This window comes from Amycolatopsis sp. NPDC059657 (assembly GCF_042734395.1).
Classification (GTDB): domain Bacteria; phylum Actinomycetota; class Actinomycetes; order Mycobacteriales; family Pseudonocardiaceae; genus Amycolatopsis.
The window spans coordinates 124,839-147,655 of the sequence record NZ_JBHWEB010000008.1; the positions used below are offsets into that span (position 1 = coordinate 124,839).

General features: G+C 68.5%; 18 protein-coding genes. 8 read left to right on the forward strand and 10 right to left on the reverse strand.

Annotation, left to right across the window (positions count from 1 at the left end; translation table 11 throughout):
- Genes ACFV15_RS07170 through ACFV15_RS07180 form a run of 3 tightly spaced genes read right to left on the reverse strand, consistent with a single transcriptional unit; the run spans position 1 to position 3,250 of the window.
- Positions 1–1,368, reverse strand: a complete 1,368-nt coding sequence (locus ACFV15_RS07170) for a class I adenylate-forming enzyme family protein (protein WP_378349263.1) — start codon at positions 1,366–1,368, stop codon at positions 1–3.
- Positions 1,368–2,447 (reverse strand): 3-dehydroquinate synthase II family protein, encoded by a 1,080-nt coding sequence (locus ACFV15_RS07175; protein ID WP_378349264.1) that lies wholly within the window; start codon positions 2,445–2,447, stop codon positions 1,368–1,370. The genes ACFV15_RS07170 and ACFV15_RS07175 overlap by 1 nt, the downstream gene beginning before the upstream one ends.
- Positions 2,444–3,250: a 2-amino-3,7-dideoxy-D-threo-hept-6-ulosonate synthase gene (locus ACFV15_RS07180; protein WP_378349265.1), complete on the reverse strand. Its 807-nt coding sequence runs from the start codon at positions 3,248–3,250 to the stop codon at positions 2,444–2,446. Before ACFV15_RS07180 ends, ACFV15_RS07175 begins: the two co-directional genes overlap by 4 nt.
- A 437-nt stretch (positions 3,251–3,687) precedes the next feature.
- On the opposite strand from ACFV15_RS07180, the gene ACFV15_RS07185 reads away from it, so the two are divergent.
- Genes ACFV15_RS07185 through ACFV15_RS07195 form a run of 3 tightly spaced genes read left to right on the forward strand, consistent with a single transcriptional unit; the run spans position 3,688 to position 6,710 of the window.
- Positions 3,688–4,293 carry a flavodoxin family protein gene (locus ACFV15_RS07185; protein ID WP_378349266.1) on the forward strand — a complete coding sequence of 202 codons (606 nt, stop codon included), beginning with the start codon at positions 3,688–3,690 and terminating at the stop codon, positions 4,291–4,293.
- Complete coding sequence (locus ACFV15_RS07190) at positions 4,290–5,801, forward strand: MFS transporter (RefSeq protein ID WP_378349267.1); 1,512 nt, start codon at positions 4,290–4,292, stop codon at positions 5,799–5,801. The genes ACFV15_RS07185 and ACFV15_RS07190 overlap by 4 nt, the downstream gene beginning before the upstream one ends.
- Positions 5,802–6,710 (forward strand): LysR substrate-binding domain-containing protein, encoded by a 909-nt coding sequence (locus ACFV15_RS07195; RefSeq protein WP_378349268.1) that lies wholly within the window; start codon positions 5,802–5,804, stop codon positions 6,708–6,710. It abuts the gene before it with no gap.
- Here the strand turns inward: ACFV15_RS07195 and ACFV15_RS07200 are convergent.
- On the reverse strand, positions 6,707–7,402 hold the full coding sequence (locus ACFV15_RS07200) for a response regulator transcription factor (protein ID WP_378349269.1): 696 nt from the start codon (positions 7,400–7,402) through the stop codon (positions 6,707–6,709). The two genes, ACFV15_RS07195 and ACFV15_RS07200, sit on opposite strands and share 4 nt — an antisense overlap.
- A 285-nt stretch (positions 7,403–7,687) precedes the next feature.
- Positions 7,688–8,524, reverse strand: a complete 837-nt coding sequence (locus ACFV15_RS07205; RefSeq protein ID WP_378349270.1) for an IclR family transcriptional regulator — start codon at positions 8,522–8,524, stop codon at positions 7,688–7,690.
- Between the two features lie 172 nt (positions 8,525–8,696).
- Between ACFV15_RS07205 and ACFV15_RS07210 the strand changes: the two genes are divergently transcribed.
- Both ACFV15_RS07210 and ACFV15_RS07215 read left to right on the forward strand, forming a co-directional pair.
- Positions 8,697–9,314, forward strand: a complete 618-nt coding sequence (locus tag ACFV15_RS07210) for a DUF2238 domain-containing protein (RefSeq protein WP_378349271.1) — start codon at positions 8,697–8,699, stop codon at positions 9,312–9,314.
- 378 nt (positions 9,315–9,692) lie between these two features.
- A complete protein-coding gene (locus ACFV15_RS07215) occupies positions 9,693–15,194 on the forward strand; it encodes a biotin carboxylase N-terminal domain-containing protein (RefSeq protein ID WP_378349272.1) in 5,502 nt (1,833 codons plus the stop codon).
- Positions 15,195–15,306: 112 nt separating this feature from the next.
- Here ACFV15_RS07215 and ACFV15_RS07220 read toward each other — a convergent pair whose 3' ends face one another.
- Entirely contained in the window at positions 15,307–16,290 is a 984-nt protein-coding gene (locus ACFV15_RS07220; protein ID WP_378349273.1) for a Gfo/Idh/MocA family protein, read from the reverse strand.
- An 8-nt stretch (positions 16,291–16,298) separates the two neighbouring features.
- Positions 16,299–17,246, reverse strand: a complete 948-nt coding sequence (locus ACFV15_RS07225) for a hypothetical protein (protein WP_378349274.1) — start codon at positions 17,244–17,246, stop codon at positions 16,299–16,301.
- Between the two features lie 158 nt (positions 17,247–17,404).
- Between ACFV15_RS07225 and ACFV15_RS07230 the strand changes: the two genes are divergently transcribed.
- Entirely contained in the window at positions 17,405–18,691 is a 1,287-nt protein-coding gene (locus ACFV15_RS07230; RefSeq protein ID WP_378349276.1) for an amidohydrolase family protein, read from the forward strand.
- Positions 18,692–18,698: 7 nt separating this feature from the next.
- A complete protein-coding gene (locus ACFV15_RS07235; protein WP_378349277.1) occupies positions 18,699–19,877 on the forward strand; it encodes an MFS transporter in 1,179 nt (392 codons plus the stop codon).
- Here the strand turns inward: ACFV15_RS07235 and ACFV15_RS07240 are convergent.
- From ACFV15_RS07240 to ACFV15_RS07250, 3 genes are read right to left on the reverse strand one after another with little or no spacing between them, the layout of a single operon-like run.
- On the reverse strand, positions 19,849–20,160 hold the full coding sequence (locus ACFV15_RS07240) for a protealysin inhibitor emfourin (RefSeq protein WP_378349278.1): 312 nt from the start codon (positions 20,158–20,160) through the stop codon (positions 19,849–19,851). The two genes, ACFV15_RS07235 and ACFV15_RS07240, sit on opposite strands and share 29 nt — an antisense overlap.
- Before the next feature lie 27 nt (positions 20,161–20,187).
- Positions 20,188–21,591 (reverse strand): M4 family metallopeptidase, encoded by a 1,404-nt coding sequence (locus tag ACFV15_RS07245; RefSeq protein ID WP_378349279.1) that lies wholly within the window; start codon positions 21,589–21,591, stop codon positions 20,188–20,190.
- Positions 21,592–21,649: 58 nt separating this feature from the next.
- Positions 21,650–21,970: a hypothetical protein gene (locus ACFV15_RS07250; protein WP_378349280.1), complete on the reverse strand. Its 321-nt coding sequence runs from the start codon at positions 21,968–21,970 to the stop codon at positions 21,650–21,652.
- 185 nt (positions 21,971–22,155) lie between these two features.
- Between ACFV15_RS07250 and ACFV15_RS07255 the strand changes: the two genes are divergently transcribed.
- Positions 22,156–22,557 carry a nuclear transport factor 2 family protein gene (locus ACFV15_RS07255; RefSeq protein ID WP_378349281.1) on the forward strand — a complete coding sequence of 134 codons (402 nt, stop codon included), beginning with the start codon at positions 22,156–22,158 and terminating at the stop codon, positions 22,555–22,557.
- Positions 22,558–22,817 lie beyond the last annotated feature (260 nt).

The following is a 22,817-nucleotide window of genomic DNA, read 5'->3' on the forward strand; positions in this document are numbered from 1 at the left end:
TTAAGCGGGAATCGCCCCGCGAAGCACCTCGCCGCGGCGGACGAGCTTTCCGTTGGGGGTACGGGGAAGTTCGGCGAGCACCCGGATCCGGCGCGGCAGTTTGTAGTCGGCGAGCCGCTCGCGGCACCAGGCGAGCAGCTCGGATTCCGAGGCCGTGCCGGTCACGTAGGCCTCGATGAGGCCGTCGTGCACGACCACCGCGTCGAGCACCTGGGAATGCCTGCGCAGCACCGCTTCGACCTCGCCGAGATCGACCTTCAGGCCGCCGATGACGACCAGCGAGTCGCCGCGGCCGAACAGCAGGAGGCCGCCGTCGTCGGCGATCTCGGCGCGGTCGCGGGTGCGCAGCCAGCCGTCGCGATAGCGCTCGCCGGGCACCGGGTGCAGGTACGGCGAGCCCTCGGGCAGGTGGACTTCGAGCTCGCCGTCGAGCACGCGCATCCGGACACCGGGGGTGGCCTTGCCGACGGACGGGCGCATCGAGCCGCTGACGTCCATCGCGACGACACCGGTTTCCGTGGTGCCGTACGACTCGCCGACCGCGAAGCCGAACCGGTCCTCGAACCGTTTCGCGGTGGCCGGGTCCATGATCTCGCCGCCGCTGACCGCCGCGCGCAGCGAAGGAAGGGGCGGAAGCCGCGAAGCCGTGCTGACCAGCTCGTAGTGGAACGGCGTGCCGAACAGGTGATGCACGTCGTGCCGTGACGCCGCGGCGAGAATGTCCTTTGCGGACACCCGGTCGGCGAACACCGCGGTCACGCCCGCTTTCAGCGAATGCAGCAGTCCCGCGATGAGGCCGAAACTGTGCGCGGTGGAGCTGAGCAGGAGCACCCGCTCCCCCGCCTTCGGCATGCCGTCGATGCGGGTGAAGCGGTCGATCTCCTCGGCGATGGACTCCGGTGTGCGGCCGATGACCTTGGGCGTGCCCGTCGACCCCGAGCTGAACTGCACCAGCCGGTGCGCGGTGGCCGCCGGCAGCCCGTCGCCGTGGTGCCGGGTGATGAGCTCGTACTCCCTGGCGAAGCTCGGCGTCTGCCCGGCGACGCCGCCGCGGACGGTGAACTCGGGATGCGCCGTCGCGCGGACCGCGGTGACCTCGGCAGGCTTGAACCGGTGGTCGACGAGCATCACCTGCGCGCCGAGGCTCCACAGCGCGAGCATCGCCTGCACCTGCGTGTAGCTCGGCGGCACCTGCAGCATCACCGTGCTGCCTTCGCGGATCCCGCAGCCCGCGAACACGGCGGCCTCCCGCGCGACCTCGGTGCGCACGCGGACGCGGGTGCGGATGTCGTCGCCGTGCGCGAGATACGGCAGGTCGCCGGGGTGCGCGTCGAACAGCTCCCGCAGTAGCCTGGTCATCCCCGTCATCAGGACTCCCGGCAGAACTCGCCGATCGGGATGCCGACGTGGCGCTGGTCGGTCGCGATGTAGCCGAGCAGCTCGTCGCCGAGCTGGAGTTCGGTGACATTCCGGACCTTCGCGCCGGGGCCGAGCACCCGCACGTGCCAGTCGTCCTGCACGGTCAGGCTCACGATGACGCCTTCGGCCGAGTGCGCGGTGATGGTCAGCAGCGGACGCGACTCGAGCTTCGCGCGGCCGACCACGACGCGGCGGGTCTTGCCGTCGGCGTTGACCGCGAGCACCGTGCTGCCGGACCCGAGCTCGCTGAGGTAGTTGGTTCGGTTGTTCGGCCCCAAAACGTACGAGTGCAGCGCGCCGGCGTTGACCCGGAACGGGCGGGTCGGCATGTACGGCAGCGGATGCGTTTCGCTGCAGCACAGGATGAAACCGGTCGAGTAGGAGCCGACGAGGATGCCCTCGTCCTCACCGAAGTGCGAGCAGGTGTCGACGCAGACGCGGTCGCCGAGTCCGTGGTGTTCGATCCGGTCGACGGTCAGCGTCGCGAGCGCGAGCTCCGGCGACTGGGCCTCCAGCATGCGGACGAGCGCGAAGACCTCGCCCGCGTCCTTGGGCGCCAGCAGAATGCCCTCGGAACCGCGTTCGAGTACGTCGACGACGATCGAAGCCTCTTCGAGGTCGGCGCAGACGCAGATCAGCGCGCCGGGCGACTTGTCGGCGGCGGCAAGCACGATCTCGAGCGGGATCTTCGTCGGGTCGGCGAATTCGACGACGGTGTAAGGGAGGTCGACCGCGGCGGAGCAGGCGAGCTTGAGCGTGCGGTCGTCGCGGACGTGGACCCAGCCCGCGACGTTCTTGTCGGCCTGGTGGCTCAACGCGGACAGCTCGTCCTCGGTGGTGACGTCGGTGACGTTGATGCCTGCGGTGCCCTCACCGGCGAGGACGCCGACGACCGTGGGCGGCAACGTCGCCAGCAGCGCGGCGTCGTCGGCGAGCACGCCGTGGACCTTGGCGTGGATGGCCGCGTCAATCACCCCCTCGCGGTGCTCGATCGGGACTGTGCGGACGTCGATCCATGCGAATTTCATGCGGCGCCTGTCTTCACGGTTGGACGGGTTTCGGTGGTCTGGACAGGTGAGGCGTGCACGACCGCGGCGAGGCGGGCGACGAGCGGCGCGGGCTGTGGGCTGGTGAAGATCCGGCGGCCGATGGCGAGCCCGGCGCAGCCCGCGAGCATGAGGCTCGCGCCGTACGCGACGACGTTGGAGCCGTCGGCGGCACCGCCGGCGCAGAGAATGGGTATCGGGCAGCTCTCGACGACCTCGGCCATCCGGTCGACCGGCGTGGCCGAGGTCGTCTTCACCAGGTCCGCACCGAGGTCGACGGCGATGTTCACCACGTGCGAGAGCAGCTTGGGGTCGTGCGGGTCCTTGATACGCGGGCCACGCGGGTAGATCATCGCGAGCAGCGGCATGTTCCAGGTGTCGCAGGCATTCGCGACGGCGCCCAGATCGGCCAGCTGCTTCGACTCGGTGTCGGAGCCGATGTTGACGTGCACGCTCACCGCGTCCGCGCCGAGCCGCACGGCCTCCTCGACCTCGCCGACCAGCACCTTCGCGTCGGTGTCGCCGGCATGTATCGTGCCCGCTGACAAATGCACGATCAGTGAGCATCGGCCGAGCAGTTCCGGCGCGATCGTGCGGGCCCGGCCCTTGTGCACGATGACCGCGTCCGCACCGCCTGCCACGACCGCCCTGATCAGGTCATCCCAGCCGCCGCGCCGCACCACGGGCCCGTCCGAAACACTGTGGTCCAGTGGCACGAAAAGGTATTTCCCGTCGCCGGCGACAGAAAGCCGGCGCAACCGGAAATTCTTGCCGTCGATAGCCATCTTATCCTCCTCTCATCTGCGTTCACGGGTCGAACAATCAATGCCGTAATAGTGCATTGATTACACCTGTAGACACCAATACCGACCCGGCATAACTCGGAGGTTATGGCTTTTTGAGTATATTCTTAAAAAGCCCTTTAAGATGGCGTCGCTCGCGACGGCGGGCGGGTTTCGTAACGGCGTCACACGACTGTCGCCGACCCGGAGATCCGAGTCACACGCTGCTGAGGGCCTGCTGTGAGCGTTGTGAGGGATAACCCTTGAAATCGCCGTTGCCTGTTGCCTCGGAGCCAATAACCCCGGGACTATGGCCCCACAGAACAAGCATAAGGGACACTTCTCAAAGAACTCTGAGAATCCACTCGTTCGCTTTGAAAAATCTCTCAGCCTCGTCTGCGATATTCAGCGCACATACTCGCACCCACTGAGGAGGACCGGTGCCGGAAGCGTTCCCCGCCGTCACAGTCGCGATCGCCTATCACGGCGGACGCGGGCACACCGCCAGGCTCGGCGAGGCCGTCGCCGACGGCGTGTCGGCGGTCGGCGGGGTCGAGGTCGTCATGGTCGAGGTCAGCGAGATCACCACCCCGCAGTGGCACCGGCTCGACGACGCCGACGCGATCATCTTCGGCGCACCCACCTACATGGGCACCGCGTCCGCGGCTTTCCACGGTTTCGCCGAGGCCAGCAGCCGTCGGTGGTTCACCAGGCGCTGGGCGGACAAATTGGCCGCTGGCTTCACCAACTCGGGATCGATGGCAGGCGACAAGTCCAGCACGCTCGCCTACTTCGCGACGCTGGCCGCCCAGCACGGCATGCTCTGGGTCACACTCGGGCTCGCGCCGGGCTGGAACTCGGGCAAAGGCAGCGAGCACGACCTCAACCGGCTCGGGTTCCATCTCGGCGCCGCCGCGCAGTCCAATGTAGACAGCAAGCCGGACGTGGTGCACAAGTCCGACCTCGCGACCGCCGAGCACCTCGGCACCAGGGTCGCGACGCAGGCCCGCGTCTTCGCGGCCGGCAGGCTGGCAACGCGACCATGAGCGGTGCACACGCCCGTCCTCGCACCAAGCCTGCGCCACCGTTCGTACTGGCCGCCGCGGTCACCGCCCAGACGCTCGTGCTGCTGGACAACACCATCCTGAACATCGCCGTCGACGTGCTGTCCGACCCCGTGCGCGGCATCGGGGCCAGTGGCAGCGAGCTGGCCTGGGCCGTCAGCACCTACCCGCTGATGTTCGCCGCGCTGGTCTTCACCGGCGGCGCGCTCAGCGACCGGTTCGGCCCCCGCGCGGTGCTGATCTCCGGGCTCATCGTGCTCGCGCTCGCCTCGATCGTCGCCGCCGTCTCCGGCGACGCGACCGTGCTGGTGCTCGCCCGCGGGGTGATGGGGATCGGCGGCGCGCTGGTCACCCCCGCCACGCTCGCCATCGCGACACTGGGCGTACCACCCGAACACCGCGCCAGGGCGATCGCGATCTGGTCGTCGGCAGGCGGTGTCGCGGTCGCGATCGGACCGGTGCTCGGCGGGTTGCTGCTCGCCCGGTTCTGGTGGGGTTCGATCTTCCTCGTCAACGTGCCGATCGCGCTGGTGTGCATCGTGGGCGCACTGTCATTCGTCCCCAAACTATCCATTTCGGACAAACGTCCGCTTGATCCGGCCGGGCTGATCCTGTCCATGCTCGGGCTCGGCGGCCTGGTCTTCGGCATCATCGAAGGCGGGCGCGCCGGGTGGACGGACCCGCTCGCGGTGACGACCGCACTCGCGGGCATAGCGCTCATCGTCGTGTTCACGCTGGTCCAGCTGCGTTCGCGGCACCCGAGTTTCGACGTCCGCCTGTTCACCAGCCCTCGCTTCGCGGGCGGTGCGCTCGGCCTGCTCTTCAGCTTCGCGGGACTGTCGGGTCAGCTGTTCTACTGTGCCTTCTACCTTCAAGGCATCCTCAGGCTCTCCCCAGCCGAAGCCGGGCTGGTGATGACCGGCGCCGCGGTCGGCATCGTCGCGGGCAACCAGCTCTCCCCGCGCGTCGCCGCCGCGCTCACCACCCGCTGGACCGCGTTCGCCGGACTGTTGCTCGCCACCATGACCTATGCCGCGTTCGTGCTCTTCGACACGCACACCCCGCTCGTCTACCTGGTGCTGCTGCTTCTCGCGCAGGGACTCGGCGCCGGGCTGGTGCTTCCCCCCATCACCTCGGAGATGCTCGCGGTGCTGCGGCCAGGGCACACCGGAGCCGGAGCCGCGATCAGCGCGGCGGCCCGTCCGCTCGGCAGCACGCTGGGCGTCGCCGCGCTGGGCTCGCTGCTCGCCGCCGGCTACGCCGCCGCCATCACTCCGGCGCTCGCCGGTTTGCCCGACGCCGCCAGGGACCAGGCCGTCGCCTCCGCCGAAGGCGCACGGGCCGTGGGACGGGCATTGGGGAGGCCCGATCTCATTTCCGCCGCAGACAACGCTTATCTGCATGCCATGGACTTGACGGCGATGGTCACCGCCGCGGTTTCACTGGCGGGCTGTTTGATCATCGTCCGGTGTTTCAGGCGGGAGAACTAGGTGGAATTGGGACTTCGTCATCTCAAGGTCGTGCTGGCCGTCGCCGAAGCGGGCAGTATCAGCCGGGCCGCCGCCGCGCTGAGCATCGCCCAGCCCGGACTGACCGCGCAGCTCAAGCGGATCGAGCACGACCTCGGCGGCCAGCTGTTCGAGCGCAGGCCGGAAGGGGTCGTGCCGACCGAGCTGGGCACGCATTTCGTATTGGGCGCAAGAGATCTGCTCGCCCAGTTCGACGACCTGCTCTCCGCCACCCGCGCGCTCGGCTCCGAGGAGACGCCCGCTTCTTCGGTGCTGGTCGGCGCCAGCGGGGGCGGGAACTGGCTGCCGAGGGTGACCGCGATCGTCGACGATCTGCTGCCGGATCATGAGCAGTTCCTCTACGTCGAGGAGCAGCAGCACCGGCTGCTCGCCTCGTTACGCGCCGGCAAGCTCGATCTCGGCTTGATCACCGAGTACCCGTATCTCCCGACGCCGAGGCTGGCCGGGCTCGCCGGGCTCGACCTCGGCAAGGAACCGTTGCTCATCGGCTTTTCCGACCAGCACCCGCTCGCCGGACGCGGCGCGGTGAGCCTCCGCGAACTCGCGGAGGAGGTCTGGGTGGTGCCGGCCGGAGGCTCCGAGGAGCTGCGGCTGAGCCTGCGACTGGCCTGCGAGCGGAGCGGGTTCTCGCCCCGGTTCCGGCATTTCGGCGTCGACCACGCCACCGCGGCCGACATCATCCGCGGTGGCCGGGCCATCGGCGCGTTTCTGGCACAGGACGTCCCCATTGACGGGATCGCGCTGACCAGGCTGGCCGATGGTCAGCTGTGGCGGCGGACGCGGCTGGTGTGGCCGCTGAACTCGCCGATCGCGGCGGTCGCGAAGGAACTCACCAGCCGGACCGGGACCGTCATGGCCACTGCGGGCTAGAGAGCGCCGAGCCGGTACCCGATGCCGTGCACGGTCTGCACCGACGTCCTGCCGAGCTTGCGGCGCAGGTAGTAGACGTAGGTGTCCACGATCGAGCGAGCCTCGGTGTCCGGGAAGACCTCGTCGTGCAGCCGCTCGCGTGACAACACCGCGCGTGGCTCGGCCGCGAGCGCCGCGAGCAACGCGCATTCCCTGCCGGACAACGGAATCGGGTCCTCGCCAGGCCGCGCGAGCTGACGCCGTCCGAGATTGAGCCTGCTTTCGCCGAGCAATACGAAATCCGGTTTGGCGGGCTTTCTGCGATGAAGCGCACGGACTCTCGCGAGCAATTCCTCGACATCGAACGGCTTGACGAGGTAATCGTCCGCACCGGCGTCGAGACCTTCGACGCGTTCCGCGATGGCGCCGCGCGCGGTCAGCATCAATGCCCTGGTGAGCACGCCGGCCACCCGCAACCTGGTCAGCAGTTCCGTGCCGGAATACACCGGCAGCCCGCGATCGACGACCGCGACCTCGAACCGGCCGGTCAGCGCCAGTTCCAGGCCGCGGTGCCCGTCGTAGGCCCGCTCGACCGCGTACCCCTCGCCCGAAAGCAGTTCGGCCAGCAGGTCGGCGGTCTCGCGATCGTCGTCGACGACGAGCACCCCGACCGATTTCGGCGGGATCTGCGGGTGGTTCCGTGCGGTTGCCATACGCCAACGTTAGGAAGCCGTCCCGCTGATTACCACGGCTAGCTTCCACCCGACGGAAAACTGACAGAAAACCGATAGAAACCGCGGGCCTGGTTGACACCAAAGGCCTACCCAAAACAGACAGCAACCCTGGTTCCATTCACCGGAAGACATTGCGGTCCGACCTGAGCAGGGCATCGGGAAATCCGGAAATGCCGTCGGCCATCGATTCCAGCGGTCGCCACCGGCCGAAAACGAGCCGGTTCCGCCGGGCGGGAAAGTGGGAACTCATTCTCAGTCATCTCACTAGACCAGATTTCCGCCCGGCGAAAGCGGGGCCGACAATTCACGGGTGACCCCCAGCGCCGCCGTCCGCACCGCGGCCACCAGCGGCCGCACATTCGTCGAGGACCGCACGACCAGCGCCAGCGCCGCCACCAGCGAACCATCCGGTCCGAAGACGGGTGCGGCGACCGAGGAGGCCCCCATCGTCATCTCCTCGAGCGAGAACGCGACCTGGTTCTGGCGGACCTGCTCCAGCGTTTCGGCCAGCACCCCCGGCAGCGTGATGGTGTGCGGCGTGCAGCGGGCGAGTCCTTCGGCCACGATCTGGCTGAACAGCTCCGCGCCGGAGAACGCGAGAATCACCTTGCCGACGCCGGTCGCGTGCAGCGGCAGCCGCCCCGCCACCTGCGTCATCGTGTCGACGGATTTGCGGCCGGAGATCTTTTCCAGGTACAGCACGCGTTTCCCGTCCCTGATGGCGAGCTGGACGTTCTCGTGGGTCGCCTCGTAGAGATCCTCCATGAACGGCAAGGCCACCGATCGCAGATCACGATGCCCTGGCGCGAGCGAGCCCACGTGCCACAGCCGGATCCCGATCTGGAACCGGCCGTCGGGGAGGCGTTCCAGCGCACCCCATTCGATCAGCTCGCCCGCGAGCCGGTGCGTGGTCGCGATCGGCAAGCCGCTGATCCGAGCGAGTTCGCTCAACGTCAGCACCGGCGCCGCCGACGTGAACGCCGCCAGCAACGACAGCAACCGGTTCGCGGTGCTGCGGCCCGCCTCCCTGGTGTTGCCACCCATGTCGCGTAACTCCCCTTCCGCGTGGAACCCTGGCCCGGCGATGCGCCGTCCAGCCACCTACACGGACGGGAAGGCCGAAAGGTTCGATACATGGAAATGCGTGAAGAACCCAGTATCACTGTCGCGACGTACGTGGTTATTGAAAAGGTCGTTGAAAACGTCAGCCTGAACCCGCACGCGCGAAACTTCGAAAAGGTCGTTGCCGCTCACCGGGAGTAAGGTCGCCGCAATGACGACCGTCGGCCGCACCGAGGGCGGCCTGCTGATCGCGGTGACGCTCGGCGCGCTCGCCTGGACAGGTACGCACGCGACCTCACTCGGCACCTGGCTGCTCGAAGTGATCTGGGTGCTCATCGGCCTGCCGCTGGTGCTCGTGCTGCGGAAGCGCTTCCCCCTCACCCGGCTGCTCTGCCGGCTGCTGGTGTTCCACGCGCTCGTGCTCTGCTACGGCGGTCAATACACTTACGCCGAGACCCCGCTGGGCGAAGCGGTCCAAGATCTCCTGGGCACTCAGCGCAACAACTACGACCGGTTCGCCCACTTCGTCCAGGGCTTCGTGCCCGCCGTCGCGGTCCGTGAGCTCCTGCTCCGGCGCACCCCGCTGCGGCCGGGAGGCTGGGTGTTCACGCTCACGGCGAGCGTCTGCCTGGCGATCAGCGCGTGCTTCGAGTTCGTCGAGTGGCTGAGCGCGGTCCTGCTCGGCGCGGGCGCCGACGACTTCCTCGCCGCCCAAGGCGACGTCTGGGACACGCAGTGGGACATGTTCCTCTGCCTGTGCGGCGCGCTGGTCTCGCAGGTGCTGCTGCGGCGCGTCCACGACCGCCAGCTCGGGCTTAAGGGCTCGTGAGCGTTGCATGAAACACTGCCTCCGCTCTAACCGTCGCGATCACTCACGACCCAACCCAGAGCCCTAGCGCGAAGCGAGAGTGCCCCCGAGGGGCCTGACGTCAGGCCCCTCGGACGAGCCCGTCAACCAGACATTTCGGACAGCTTGTTTACCCACCGGCAACATAGGGGACCCCTAACTACTGCGACCCAGCTCACGGAAATTCCGCTGGACAGGCCGTTTTTTGACGTTGTCCACAATGAATGGCCCGTGGCATGCGTCAAGTCCGACATAGCGTTCCGGCGCGGTACGCGAGAGAGTGTGCCTCAGTGAACTAGGCGTCGATTCCATGATCAGGATCGTCGCCTTGAGGTGTGTCCGTCGTGGGAGGCTCAGTCGGTGTTCAGTCGTGTCGCCATCATCAACCGTGGTGAGGCCGCAATGCGTCTCATCCACGCCGTCCGGGAACTCTCTGCGGAGACCGGCGCCCGGATCGAGACAGTCGCCCTGTACACCGATGCCGATCAGACGGCGACCTTCGTACGGGAGGCGGATATCGCCTACTCGCTCGGGCCCGCCGCCGCTCGGCCTTATCTGAATCTTGAGCTGCTGGAGAAAGCGCTCCGCGAGACCGAGGCCGACGCCGCGTGGGTCGGCTGGGGCTTCGTCGCCGAGGACCCGGCGTTCGCCGAACTGTGCGAGAAGACCGGCGTCACCTTCGTCGGCCCGAGCGCCGAGGCGATGCGCAAGCTCGGTGACAAGATCGGCTCGAAGCTGATCGCCGAAGAGGTCGGCGTGCCGGTCGCGCCGTGGAGCCGTGGCGAGGTCGCCACGCTCGAGGACGCGATCGCGGCCGCCGAGAAGATCGGCTACCCGCTGATGCTGAAGGCGACCGCCGGTGGTGGCGGGCGCGGTATCCGCATGGTCGCCTCCGCCGACGAGCTGACCGAGGCCTACGAGCGCACCAGCCAGGAGGCGCTGCGCGCGTTCGGCTCCGGCGTCGTCTTCCTGGAGCGGCTCGTCTCCGGCGCGCGGCACGTCGAGGTGCAGGTCATCGCCGACGGCCAGGGCACCGCGTGGGCGCTCGGCGTCCGCGACTGCTCGGTGCAGCGGCGCAACCAGAAGGTCATCGAAGAGTCGGCCTCGCCGGTGCTCAGCCCCGAGCAGACCGACGACCTCAAGGCCTCGGCCGAGCGCCTCGCGCTGGCCGTCGACTACAAGGGCGCGGCGACCGTCGAGTTCCTGTACCACCCCGGCGAGAAGCTGTTCGCCTTCCTCGAGGTCAACACCCGCCTCCAGGTGGAACACCCGATCACCGAGCTGACCACCAGCGTCGACCTGGTCAAGGCGCAGCTGCACGTCGCGTCCGGCGGCAAGCTCGAAGGCGAGAAGCCCGCCGAGTTCGGCCACGCCATCGAGGCGCGGCTCAACGCCGAAGACCCGGACCGTGACTTCGCGCCGTCACCCGGCCGCATCGCGCGCCTGACGCTGCCCGCCGGTCCCGGTATCCGCGTGGACACCGGTGTCAGCGAGGGCGACAGCATCCCCGCCGACTTCGACTCGATGATCGCCAAGATCATCGCCTACGGCCGCGACCGCGACGAGGCGCTCGGCCGCCTGCGCCGCGCGATGGCCAACACCACGGTCATCATCGAGGGCGGCGCGACCAACAAGAGCTTCGTGCTCGACCTGCTCGACCAGCCCGAGGTGATCGACGCCTCCGCCGACACCGGCTGGATCGACCGCGTCCGCGCACAGGGCCGCCTGGTTCTGCACCGCCACTCCGCGATCGCGCTCGCCGCGGCCGCCATCGAGGCGTACGAGGTCGAAGAGTCCGTCGAGCGCCAGCGCCTGCTGGAGACCTCGCACGGTGGCCGTCCCCAGGTCCAGCACAAGAGCGGCCGTCCGCTCGACCTGAAGCTGCGCGGCATCGCGTACAAGGTCGCCGTCGCGCGCACCGGCCCGAAGCGCTTCCGGGTCGGCGTCAGCAACGGCACCGACCTGCACCCGATGGACGTCGAGGTCGACCGGTTCGACTCGCACACCGGGCAGATCACCGTCAACGGCAGCCGGTTCCGGCTGGTCACCGGCACGCACGGGCCGATCCACCTGGTCGAGGTCGACGGTGTCACGCACCGCGTCAGCCTGGATGAGGGCGGCGTCGTCCGCTCCCCCGCGCCGGCACTGGTCGTCGCGACCCCGCTGGAGGTCGGCGCCGAGGTCGAGGCGGGCGCCCCGGTGCTCGTGCTCGAAAGCATGAAGATGGAGACGGTGCTGCGCGCGCCGTTCCGCGCCAGGCTCAAGGAGTGCACGGTCTCCGTCGGCAGCCAGGTCGAGACCGGCGCCCCGCTGCTGCGGCTGGAGCCGCTCGGCGACGCCGACGAGGCCGCCGGTCCCGTCGAAGAGGTGGCCGAGGTCAAGCTGGACGTCCCGGTCGAGCCGGGTGGCGTGTCGGCCGCGGACCGCGCGGCGCGCGGCCTGCAGGACCTGCGCAGCCTGCTGCTCGGGTTCGACGTCGACCCGCACGACGAGAAGCGGGCGCTGACCTCGTACCTCGTGGCACGCCAGGAACTCATCGCCGCGGGTGAGCGCACAGTGGACGGTGAGACCGAGCTGCTGAGCCTGTTCGCCGATCTTTCCGAGCTGAGCCGCAACAAGCCTGCCGGTGAAGAGTCCAAAGCGGACAGTCGGGTGCACAGCCCGCGCGAGTACTTCCACACCTATCTGCAGAGCCTCGACGTCGACCGCGCCGGGCTTTCGGAGACGTTCAAGGCACGGCTTTCCCGTGTGCTCAGCCACTACGGCATCGAGGACTTCGAACGCACACCCGCGCTCGAAGGCGCGTTGTTCCGTATCTTCCTCGCGCAGCAGCGCGCGGCGGCCGACGTCAAGATCATCGTCACGCTCCTGCAGCTGTGGATCACCGAGGAGCCGCCGACCGGCGACTCGCGCGAGCCAGCCGGTCTGGTGCTGGAGCACCTGGTCGCGGCCACGCAGCTGCGCTTCCCGTCCGTCGGCGACCTCGCCCGCAGCGTGGTGTTCCGCTGGTTCGCCCAGCCGCTGCTGCGCCGCAGCCGCGCCGAGGTCTACGCGGACGTCCGCCAGCACCTGCGCTACCTCGACAAGAACCCGGACGCGCCGGACCGCGCCGAGCGCATCGCGTCGATGGTCACCAGCTCCGAGCCGCTCGTCAGGCTGCTCGGCCAGCGCATCGGCCGCGAGGGCATGGACCCGGTGCCGCTGCTCGAGGTGCTGACGCGTCGCTACTACCGCAACCGCTCGCTCGAGGACATCCGCACGGCGAGCGCGGCGAGCGGCACGTTCGTCATCGCCGAGCACGTGGCCGAGGCCGAGCACACCCGCGTCGTCACCACCGCCGTCGACTTCCCCGCGCTGGGCGACGCCGTCCGCGCGGTCGGCGAGCTCGCCGCGGACCTGCCGCCGTCGGGTGACCTGGTCGCCGACCTCTACGTCACCTGGGGCGACCAGCCCGACGACGTCGACGCGATGGCCGCCATGCTGCGCAAGGTGGTGGCCGCCGAGCCGCTGCCGCAGCAGGTGCGCCGCATCACCACGACCGTCGCCGGTCGCAGCGGCGCGGTGATCCACCACCACTTCACCTTCCGCCCGTCGGCCGAAGGGTTCACCGAGGAGCGGCTCATCCGCGGCCTGCACCCGCAGATCGCGGTGCGCATGCAGCTGGAGCGGCTGCGCGGGTTCGACCTCACGCGGCTGCCGTCGGCGGACGAAGAGGTCTACCTCTTCAAGTGCGTCGCGCCGGAAAGCCCCGGTGACGAGCGGCTGGTCGCGCTCGCGCAGGTCCGCGACCTGACGCCGTTGCGTGACAACAACGGCAAGCTGCTCGCGCTGCCCGCCGCCGAGGACATCCTCGCGACCTGCATGGACGCGATCCGCAAGGTCCAGGCGCAGCGCCCGGCCAACAAGCGGTTCGACACCAACCGGATCCTGGTCTACGTGTGGCCGACCGCGGAACTGTCGATGGACGAGCTGAACACGCTCGCGCAGCGCGTGCTGCCGACCACCGGTGGCGCGGGTCTCGAGGAGATCCAGTTCCTGGGCCGCCGTCGAGACAAGGACACCGGCGAGCTGTCCGAGATCGCGGTGCGGATCAACGTCGACGCGAGCACCGGGGTCAAGCTGACCGTCGGCGAGCCGTCGACCGAGATGATCAAGCCGCTCGACGACTACCGCCAGAAGGTGCTGCGCGCGGCGCGGCGCGGCAACGTCTACCCGTACGAGCTCACCGAACTGCTGTCCGGCCCGGACGGCACGTTCACCGAACACGACCTGGTGGACGGCAAGCTGGTGCCGGTCGACCGGCCGCGTGGCAAGAACAAGGCCTCGCTCGTCGCCGGTGTGGCGACCACGCCGACCAAGCGGCACCCGGAGGGCATCACGCGTGTCGTGCTGCTGGGTGACCCGACGAAGGGCCTCGGCGCGCTGTCCGAGCCCGAGTGCTCGCGGGTGATCGCGGCGCTGGATCTCGCGGAAGAGATGCAGGTTCCGCTGGAGTGGTTCGCGCTGTCGTCCGGTGCCAAGATCTCCATGGAATCCGGCACGGAGAACATGGACTGGGTCGCGGCCGCGCTCAAGCGGATCGTCAACTTCACCCAGGACGGCGGCGAGATCAACATCGTCGTCGCGGGCATCAACGTCGGCGCCCAGCCGTACTGGAACGCCGAAGCCACGATGCTCATGCACACCAAGGGCATCCTGGTCATGACGCCGGACTCGGCCATGGTGCTGACCGGCAAGCAGGCGCTCGACTTCTCCGGTGGTGTCTCGGCCGAGGACAACTTCGGTATCGGTGGCTACGACCGTGTCATGGGTGTCAACGGGCAGGCGCAGTACTGGGCGCCGAACCTGGCCGGCGCGCGCGATGTGCTGATGGCGCACTACGACCACACCTACATCGTGCCGTCGGAGACCACGGTGCGGCGGGCGACCACGAGCGACCCGACCGACCGTGACGTCAGCGACTACCCGCACAGCTGTGAGGGCAGCGACTTCACCACGGTCGGCCAGATCTTCGCCAAGGAGACCAACCCCGACCGCAAGAAGGCGTTCGACATCCGCACGGTCATGCGCGCGGTGTCCGACCAGGACCACGAGGTGCTGGAGCGCTGGGCCGGTATGGCCGACGCGGACACCGCGGCGGTGCAGGACGTGCACCTCGGCGGCTTCCCGGTCTGCCTGGTGGGCATCGAGTCGAAGTCCGTGCAGCGTCGCGGCTTCCCTCCCACCGACGGCCCGGACGCCTACACCTCGGGCACCCTGTTCCCGCGTTCGTCGAAGAAGGTCGCCCGCGCGATCAACTCGGCCAGCGGCAACCGGCCGCTGGTGGTGCTGGCGAACCTGTCCGGCTTCGACGGCTCGCCGGAGTCGATGCGCAAGCTCCAGCTGGAGTACGGTGCGGAGATCGGCCGCGCGATCGTCAACTTCAAGGGCCCGATCGTGTTCACCGTGATCTCGCGGTACCACGGCGGCGCGTTCGTGGTCTTCTCGAAGGCGCTGAACCCGAACATGACGGTCCTCGCGATCGAGGGCTCGTTCGCCTCGGTCATCGGCGGCGCGCCTGCGGCGGCCGCGGTCTTCGGCAGTGAGGTCAACCAGCGCACCGCCAAGGACCCGTCGGTACTCGAACTGGAGGCCCGCATCAGCGCCGCGTCCAGCTCGGAAAAGGCACTGCTGACGGCTCAGCTCGCCGAGCTCCGCGCCTCGGTACGCACCGAGAAACTGAGCGAGGTCGGCGCCGAGTTCGACGCGGTCCACAGCATCGAACGCGCCGTCCAGGTCGGCTCGGTCGACGAGATCATCTCGGCCTCCGCACTCCGGCCGAAGATCATCGACGCGATCGAGCGAGGCATGAAGGACCGCTAGCCCCGGCCTGGGAAAAAAATCCCAATGTGGCTTTCGTCAGCTCTGAGCTGACGAAAGCCACATTGGCGTGCTGAAACCTGACGAATGCCGCATTGGGATTTTTTTCCCAGGCTCAGGGCGTGGGCTCCCGCAACGGGAGGCCCGCGGCCCGGTAGATGCCGTCGATCACGGTCATGTTGGCGATCGAGTCGTCCAGGGTGGTCAGGACGGGTTCGCCGCGCAACACGGCCGCCGCGAAGGCGTCGAGCTGGAAGTCGTAGCTCGCGCGGCGGTCGAAGTGCTCGACGCGTTTGTGATCGCGGACGCGCACGGTGAGCCGGTGCGTGAACTGCGGGGCCAGCGGGTTGAACACCCGCATCTCCCCCGACTCCCCGATCACCCGCGCGGAGATCCGCAGCACCGTCGACGACCACATCGAGCACTGCACGCCGGCCGTGTAACCCTCGTCGAAGCGCAGCTCCGCGCTCATGGCCCGGTCGACGGCCGGACCTTGCAGCTTCGCGGAAGCCGAAACCACCGAAGGTTCCGAGCCGCCGAGCGAGCGCGCCATGTGGACGGCGTAGCAGCCCGCGTCCATCAGCGCGCCGCCCGCCAGGTCGTAGTTGTACCGGATGTCCGAAAACCTCGGCAGCGGGAAGCACATCGCCGTCTCGATCCGGCGCACCTCGCCGAGTTCGCCGCTGCGCACTACCGCTACCGCCCGCCGGAACAGCGGGTGGTAGCGGTAGTGGAACGCCTCCATCACCACCAGCCCGCTCTCGCGCGCGGCAGCGGCGACCTTGCGTGCCTCGGAAGCGTTGGCGGTAAAGGGTTTTTCGCACAGCACGTGCTTGCCTGCCTTGAGCGCGGCGAGCGTCCAGCGGCCGTGCAGGCCGTTCGGCAGCGGGTTGTAGACCGCGTCGATCGACGGGTCGGCGAGCATCGACTCGTAGTCGCCGTACGCCTGGGGGATGCCGTGCTTGGCGGCGTACGCGCGGGCACGCGCCGGATCACGCGCGGCGACGGCGGCGACCTCCACTTCGGCCGACGCCCTGGCGGGGCGCAGCAGTGCGGAAGGCGCGATCCGCGCGGCGCCGAGAACGCCGATCCGAAGCAAGGTGACTCCTACCAGTTGACTGTGGGGAACCAGATCATCCCAGTACGACCGAGTACCCGCACATCCCAATACAGCAACGTGAATGTGCCTGCCAGCAGCAGCGCGGCACCGGACACCGCGGCGACCCTGGCCGGTTTCGCGCCCAGCCAGCGCTGTACCCGGCCGCCGGTTCCGTGCGCGAGCAGCAGGAACAGCACCGCCATGATCACGATGTTGCCGAGCGACTGCAGCGCGAACGCCCCGGCGCCGTAGAACACGTTGTGGCTTTCGGCGGCGTCACGGAACATCATCCGGAACAACGGGTACGGACGGCCGATCAGGAATCCGCCGATCAGTGCACCCATCAGCACGTGCGGCGTCGCCGGGAACCGCCGGGTGAGCCCGGCGAGCGGGTTGCGGATCACGCCGAGCGAGACCAGTCCGAGCACGATGAACACCAGCCCGATGATCCCGAACGCGACCATCGACTGGATGGTGCGCGGCGAAAGCCCGGTCGTCTTGGCCGTCGAGAACTGCGGCATCCGGGTGCCCACCAAAGCGACGATCACCCCGTACACGACGGAAACGGTGAGCATGCCCGCCGCGATCCAGCCGAGTGGTTTCAGCGTGGTGAGAAAACGCGGGCGGCTCGACGTCTCAGTGCCCACAAGTGGCGCCACAGCACCGAAAGCGGCGATATTGCACGCCGTGAACGAACCGGCGAGCCCGGACACGAAGGCGAAGATCGTGCCTGCCAGCGCACCTTCGATCGGCGTGCCTTTGGCGTCATGGCCGAGTAGCCCGTTCGCCACACTGTCGCCGATCACGGAGTCCACAAAGGGCGCGGACCAGACGATCGTGAGCGCCAATCCGGCCAGTATGGACAGCACGGTGATCCGCGCCCGATGCTCCGGATAGGGCCCGCTGCCGAAATAGGTCGCTCCCGGATGGGTCGGAACTCGGTCCGTGACGGACATCGCGCCTCCAGGTTTATTGGTGGGACACCAAATCCTTCCAGTTCGCGAGCGCATGCCCGATCTTCCGATATGCCCAATTCACTGCCCGGATGGCGGGTGAGCACCACACCCGTTTGTCCTACGCTGGTCGAGTCTTGACGGGAATCTTGGGGGTTCTTATGTGTCTTTCCCATGGAAACGTCGCGCGCCGCAGTGTGCTGGCCGCCGGGCTGGCGCTGCCGCTCGCCGCGATGGCGGGCACCGCCGAAGCCGCGCCCGCCCGGCCGTTCGCCATCGTCAACGCGCGGATCTTCGACGGTCGCCGGGTGATCGAGTGCGGCACTGTCGTGGTCGACGCGGGCCGCGTCGTCGCGGTGCACGAGGGCGCGCCCCCGCGTGGCCTGCCCGTGCATGACGGCCGCGGCAAGACCCTGCTGCCTGGGCTCATCGACGGCCACGTCCACCACACCAATCCCGACCGCACCGACGCGCCGCACTTCGGCGTCACCACCGAACTCGACATGGTCAGCGACCCGGCGGCACACGGCCCGATCCGCGCCCAGCGCCGGTCCTATGCGCCGACCCCGCTTTCGGACCTGTGGACGGCAGGCTGGTGGGCGACCGTGCCCGGCGGCTGGGGCACCGACAGCGGACTCGTGTTCCCGCTGATGGAGCCCGGCACCGATCCGGCCGAGTTCGTCGCCGCGCGCCACGCCGAGGGCTCCGACCACCTCAAGCTCGCGCTGGAAGACGTCCATCTGATCACCGGCGCGCGCATCCCGGTCCTGTCGGAGACCCAGGTGCGCGGGCTGGTCGCCGCCGCGAAGCGCAACCGCATGCCCAGCGTCGCGCACGCGACCAGGCAGGACATGGCCCGCACCGCGCTGTCCGCCGGTGTCACCGGCCTGGTGCACCTGTTCAGTGACGCCGAGATCGCGGACGACGTCGTACGGCTCGCGGTGCGCAGCGGCGCCTTCGTCACGCCGACACTGACGCTCTGGAGCGCACTCGGCTCAGTCCAGAACCCGGCGACCAAGTCCGTGATCACCGATCCCCGCGTCGCACCGCTCCTGTCGGCAAAGCAACGCGGATTCCTCGACGCCCCTTGGGGTTTCGAGCGGCCGGGCGTACTGGAGACGGCCTCGCGCAACGTCGTGAAACTGCACGCGGCCGGAGTCCCGATCACCGCGGGCACCGACTCGGGCATCCCCGGCATCGCACACGGCGTCAGCCTGCTCGTCGAGCTGGAACTGCTCGTCCGCGCCGGACTGACCCCGGTGCAGGCACTGGCCGCCGCGACGTCCACCCCGGCCGCGCTCTACGGCTTGGCCGACCGTGGCCGGATCGCGCGCGGCCTGCGTGCCGACCTCGTGCTGGTCAACGGCGACCCGACCCGCGACATCACCGCCATGCGCGACGTCTCGGCCGTATGGCGCAACGGCGCACCGGTCAAACGGGAAGTCTGAAGCCGCGGTGACGCGCTACCGGGACGCGCTGGCCATCAGCGAGTTCCGTGCGGTGTTCGCCGCGCACGTGCTCTCGATGCTCGGCACGATCGTCGCGCAGTTCGCCACCTCGGTGCTGGTCTTCCAGCGCACCGGCTCGCCGCTGCTCACCACGCTGGTGTTCGCGCTGGCGTTCACACCGCACCTGTTCGCGGGCACGCTCTTCTCCGCACTCGTCGACCGGATGCCGGTGCGGCGGCTGCTGGTGTCCTGCAACCTGGCGACGGCCGCGCTGGCGGCGACGATGTCCATTCCTGACATGCCGGTGTGGGCGCTGCTCGCGCTGGTATTCGGGGTCGGGCTGGTCGGGCCGGTGTTCTCCGGTGCGCGCGCCGCGACATTGCCGGAGATACTGCCCGGCACCGCGTACATTCCCGGCCGCAGCCTGTTCCGGTTGGTGTCGCAGGGTTCGCAGGTGGCCGGGCTCGCACTCGGCGGCTTGCTGCTCGCCGCCGTGTCGGCGTCGACCGCGCTGCTGCTGGAAGCCGCGGCCTTCGTGTTCTCCGCGGCGCTGCTGCGGTTCGCGACGAAGGAGCGGCCACCGCGCGCGAAGGCCGGATCGCTACTGCGTGATTCCCTGGGCGGGCTGCGGTCGGTGCTGGCGGTGCCCGCGTTGCGCCGAGTGCTGCTGCTCGGCTGGGTGGTGCCGTCGCTCGCGCTCTTCCCGGAAGCACTCGCGAACCCGTATGCCCACGAACACGGCTTCTCGACCGTTCAACTCGGGCTCATGATGGCCGTGCTGCCACTGGGCAACATCCTCGCCGAGTTCATCGGTATCTGGGGACTGAACGCCAGACGGCAGGTCCGCTGGATCGCCGCGCTCGCGGCCGTGGTCTTCCTGCCGCTGCTCGCTTACGCCTTCCGGCCTGGATTCGTCGTCACGCTGGCGATCCTGTTCTGCTCCGGTCTGGGCTTCGCGCATCACCTCGGCCTGGATCGGCTGTTGCTCGACGTGGCGCCGGAGCACCTGCGGTCTCGCGCGCTGGCACTGCAGACGGCCGGGCTGATGTTCTGGCAAGGCCTCGGATTCGCGGTCGCGGGCGCACTCGCCCAGTTCATCCCGATCGCGGCGCTGGTTCCGGCGACCGCGGCCGCCGGTCTGGCCGCGGTCGCACTGCTCAAGCCCGATTACGCCGCAGCTCGCTGAGCCGCTCGATCAGCGCCTGGACGGCTTCGTCCATGACCGGCTCGGTGAGCCGCAGGCTGTGCTCACCACCGTCGTCGTCCTCGACGGTGACCAGGTGGGTGATCTGATCGGCGCCCGCCGTCGGCGACACGCTCGCGGGCTGGGGTTGCTCCCGTGCGACACGCACGAGGTTCTCCAGCTCGGTGGCCGTCGCCGGCGGCAGGTCAGCGGTGTCGATCGTCATCGGCCGCTGCAAGGCGGGGAACACGGCGAAGCCGCCGTCGGACTCGAAAGTGATCCGCATCGAGCACCTCCTGGTGTTCCCCCGACTCTAGGCCGTGGTTTCCGTCGTCGCCTGCGGCTCCGCGGGCACGCTGCCGGTGAAGGCGTTGCCCGCCGCGTCGACCGAGCCGGGCTCGGCCGCGGGCAGCACGGTCTTGGCGATCCCGGTCGTGCCCTGTTTGGACAGGTACCAGGCGCCGTCGAGGCCGGCGAACGTCGACATCGCGCCGGAGCCGACGTTGCCGTCGACCGTTCCCGCGTACTTGGCCGGGCCGGTGTCGAAGCTGAGCAGCACGGTGCCGTCCTGCTGGTGCCACTTGCCCGACAGCGAACCGGTGAAGGTCCCGTTGCCGTTGAACGACAGCGCGGTCTGCGCGTAGTTCGCGGTGGCACCCCAGCTGTAGTGCAGCACCCAGTTCCCGGAGATCTTCGGCAGTGCGAACGTGGCGTGCACACCGACCTGCGCCCAGGCGTCGATGACGGCCTGTGCCTCGTTGGCGCCGTAGAGCATGCTCGCGTTGGCGGCCGTGAGGTTCGCGAAGTCGAGGAACTGCGCGGTCGACGACAGCCGGGGGTCGCACAGCGTGGTGTACCAGATCCGGCCCGCCTTGTCCCACGCGTTGTTCCCGAGCGCGATGGCGAGCAGGCAGAACGCCTTGTTCGGGATGCCGGAGTTGATGTGGACGCCACCGTTGTCGGAGGTGGTGTTCACGTACTTGCTCATGTGGTCCGGCTGCGGGTCCTTGCCGAGCTTGGGGTCGTTGTACGCGGTGCCAGGCGCTTTCATCGACCGCAGCGCGACGCCGTTGATACCGGTGGCGAGCAGCCCCTGGCCGATGAGCCAGTCGGCCTGCGCCGCGGTCTGCTTGAGCGCGTACTGCTTCACGAGCGACCCGAACACGTCCGACATCGACTCGTTCAGCGCGCCGGGCTGGTCGTGGTAGACCAGGCCCGCCTGATGACCGGTGACGCCGTGGGTGAGCTCGTGGCCCATCACGTCGACGGCGATCGTGAACCGGTTGAAGATGACGCCGTCACCGTCACCGAACACCATCTGGCTGCCATTCCAGAACGCGTTGTTGTACTTGACTCCGAAGTGGACAGTGCCTTTGAGGTCCATGCCCATGTTGTCGATGGAATTGCGCTGATAAATGTCCCAGTAGAGCTTGAACGTCGCGCCGAGCCCGTCGTAGGCCTCGTCGACCGTGACGTCACCGCTGGCTGGCTGGCCTTCCGCGCGGATGAGCTTGCCGGGCAGCGTCTGCTTGTTCTCGGCCGAGTAGAGGAAACGCTGCAGGTGCGGCGTCACCGACTGGGGCACGGGAGTGGTGCGGGCGCGGGTGAACTGCTCGGTCATCCGGACGGCGCGGACACTGTGGTCGACCGACAACGCGCGCAGCGCCGCGTTACGCGTTTCGGCGTCGGGCGCGCGCTCGGCGATCTGCTCGAGCATATGCGGCGGAATGATGCAGTGAAGCGAATGGCGGTGCATGACTTGCGCCTTTCTCGTATTACGCTTTGTTACCCGCGGCGTCGACCGAACCGACCATTTCCGTGGTGGCGCCCACCACGCCCTGCTTGAGCATGTACCAGGTGCCCGCCAGCCCGCTGAACGTCGACATCGCCCCCGAAGCGACGCTCGCGTCGACCGTCCCGCCGTACTTGGCGGGGCCGGTGTCGAAGCTGAGCAGCAGCGTCCCGTCCTGCTGCCGCCACTTCCCCGCCAGCGAACCCGTGAACGTCCCGTTGCTCTTCAGGCTGACCGGCGTCTGCCCGAAGTTGTTCGTATTCCCCCAGCTGTAGTGCAATGTCCAATCACCGACAGCACTCATTGGCCTTCCCTCTCGTGGGGCTTTCGTGGTAAGGGCAGGAGCGCCGCCCCGGTACCCAGATACCAGCGGTGACCAAGTTTCGTGGTCACGATTCCGGCAGCGAATCAACGACAGTGCCACGGCGTCCACACAGGACTGCCCGATAGTCCGTTGCGGCCGATCTTGGCGTCATGCGACGATTAAGAGTGGAAACCCAACAGAAACTCTTCGAGCGCTACGTCTACTGCGGCATGACCCGCGACGCCGCCGCCTTGGCCGACATGTTCACCACTGACGGTGTTCTCGAAGCGCCGCTCGTGCCCGAGGGCCATCCGTTCCCCCGCCGGCTCGCCGGCCGAGACGAGATCCGCACCGGACTGGCCGAGTACTACGCGCGGCCCGCGGGGCCCGATCGCAAGGTCAACATCGCCGAGTCGCGTTACACGTTGCACGTGACCTCGGATCCCGATGTGTTCATCACGGAGATCGACACCGCCTACGACGTGGACGGGTCGACCGTGTTCATGTCACTGGCCCAGATCTTCCGGCTGCGGGACGGGAAGATCGCGTTGATGCGCGACTATTTCGCGCCCGAGCACGCCGACTAGGCCGACGCTTCGGGGTCTTCGGCTGAGCGCACAAACGCCACTTATGCAACGCTGAGCGACACATACGCCCCGTTCGTTCCGTCCACATCTCATCTGGCCGTGGCATCGGGGGCTGGTGCGATGGCTTTGCGTCGTCCAACGCCGCAAAGCCATCGCACATAACGCGAAAATTAGCTGCGCTAGGCCAAAGGCGGCCCGGAAAGACCGTTTGCCCAGCTCATGGGTCGTGAGTGGTATGGCCGGTTAGAACCGGCCATACC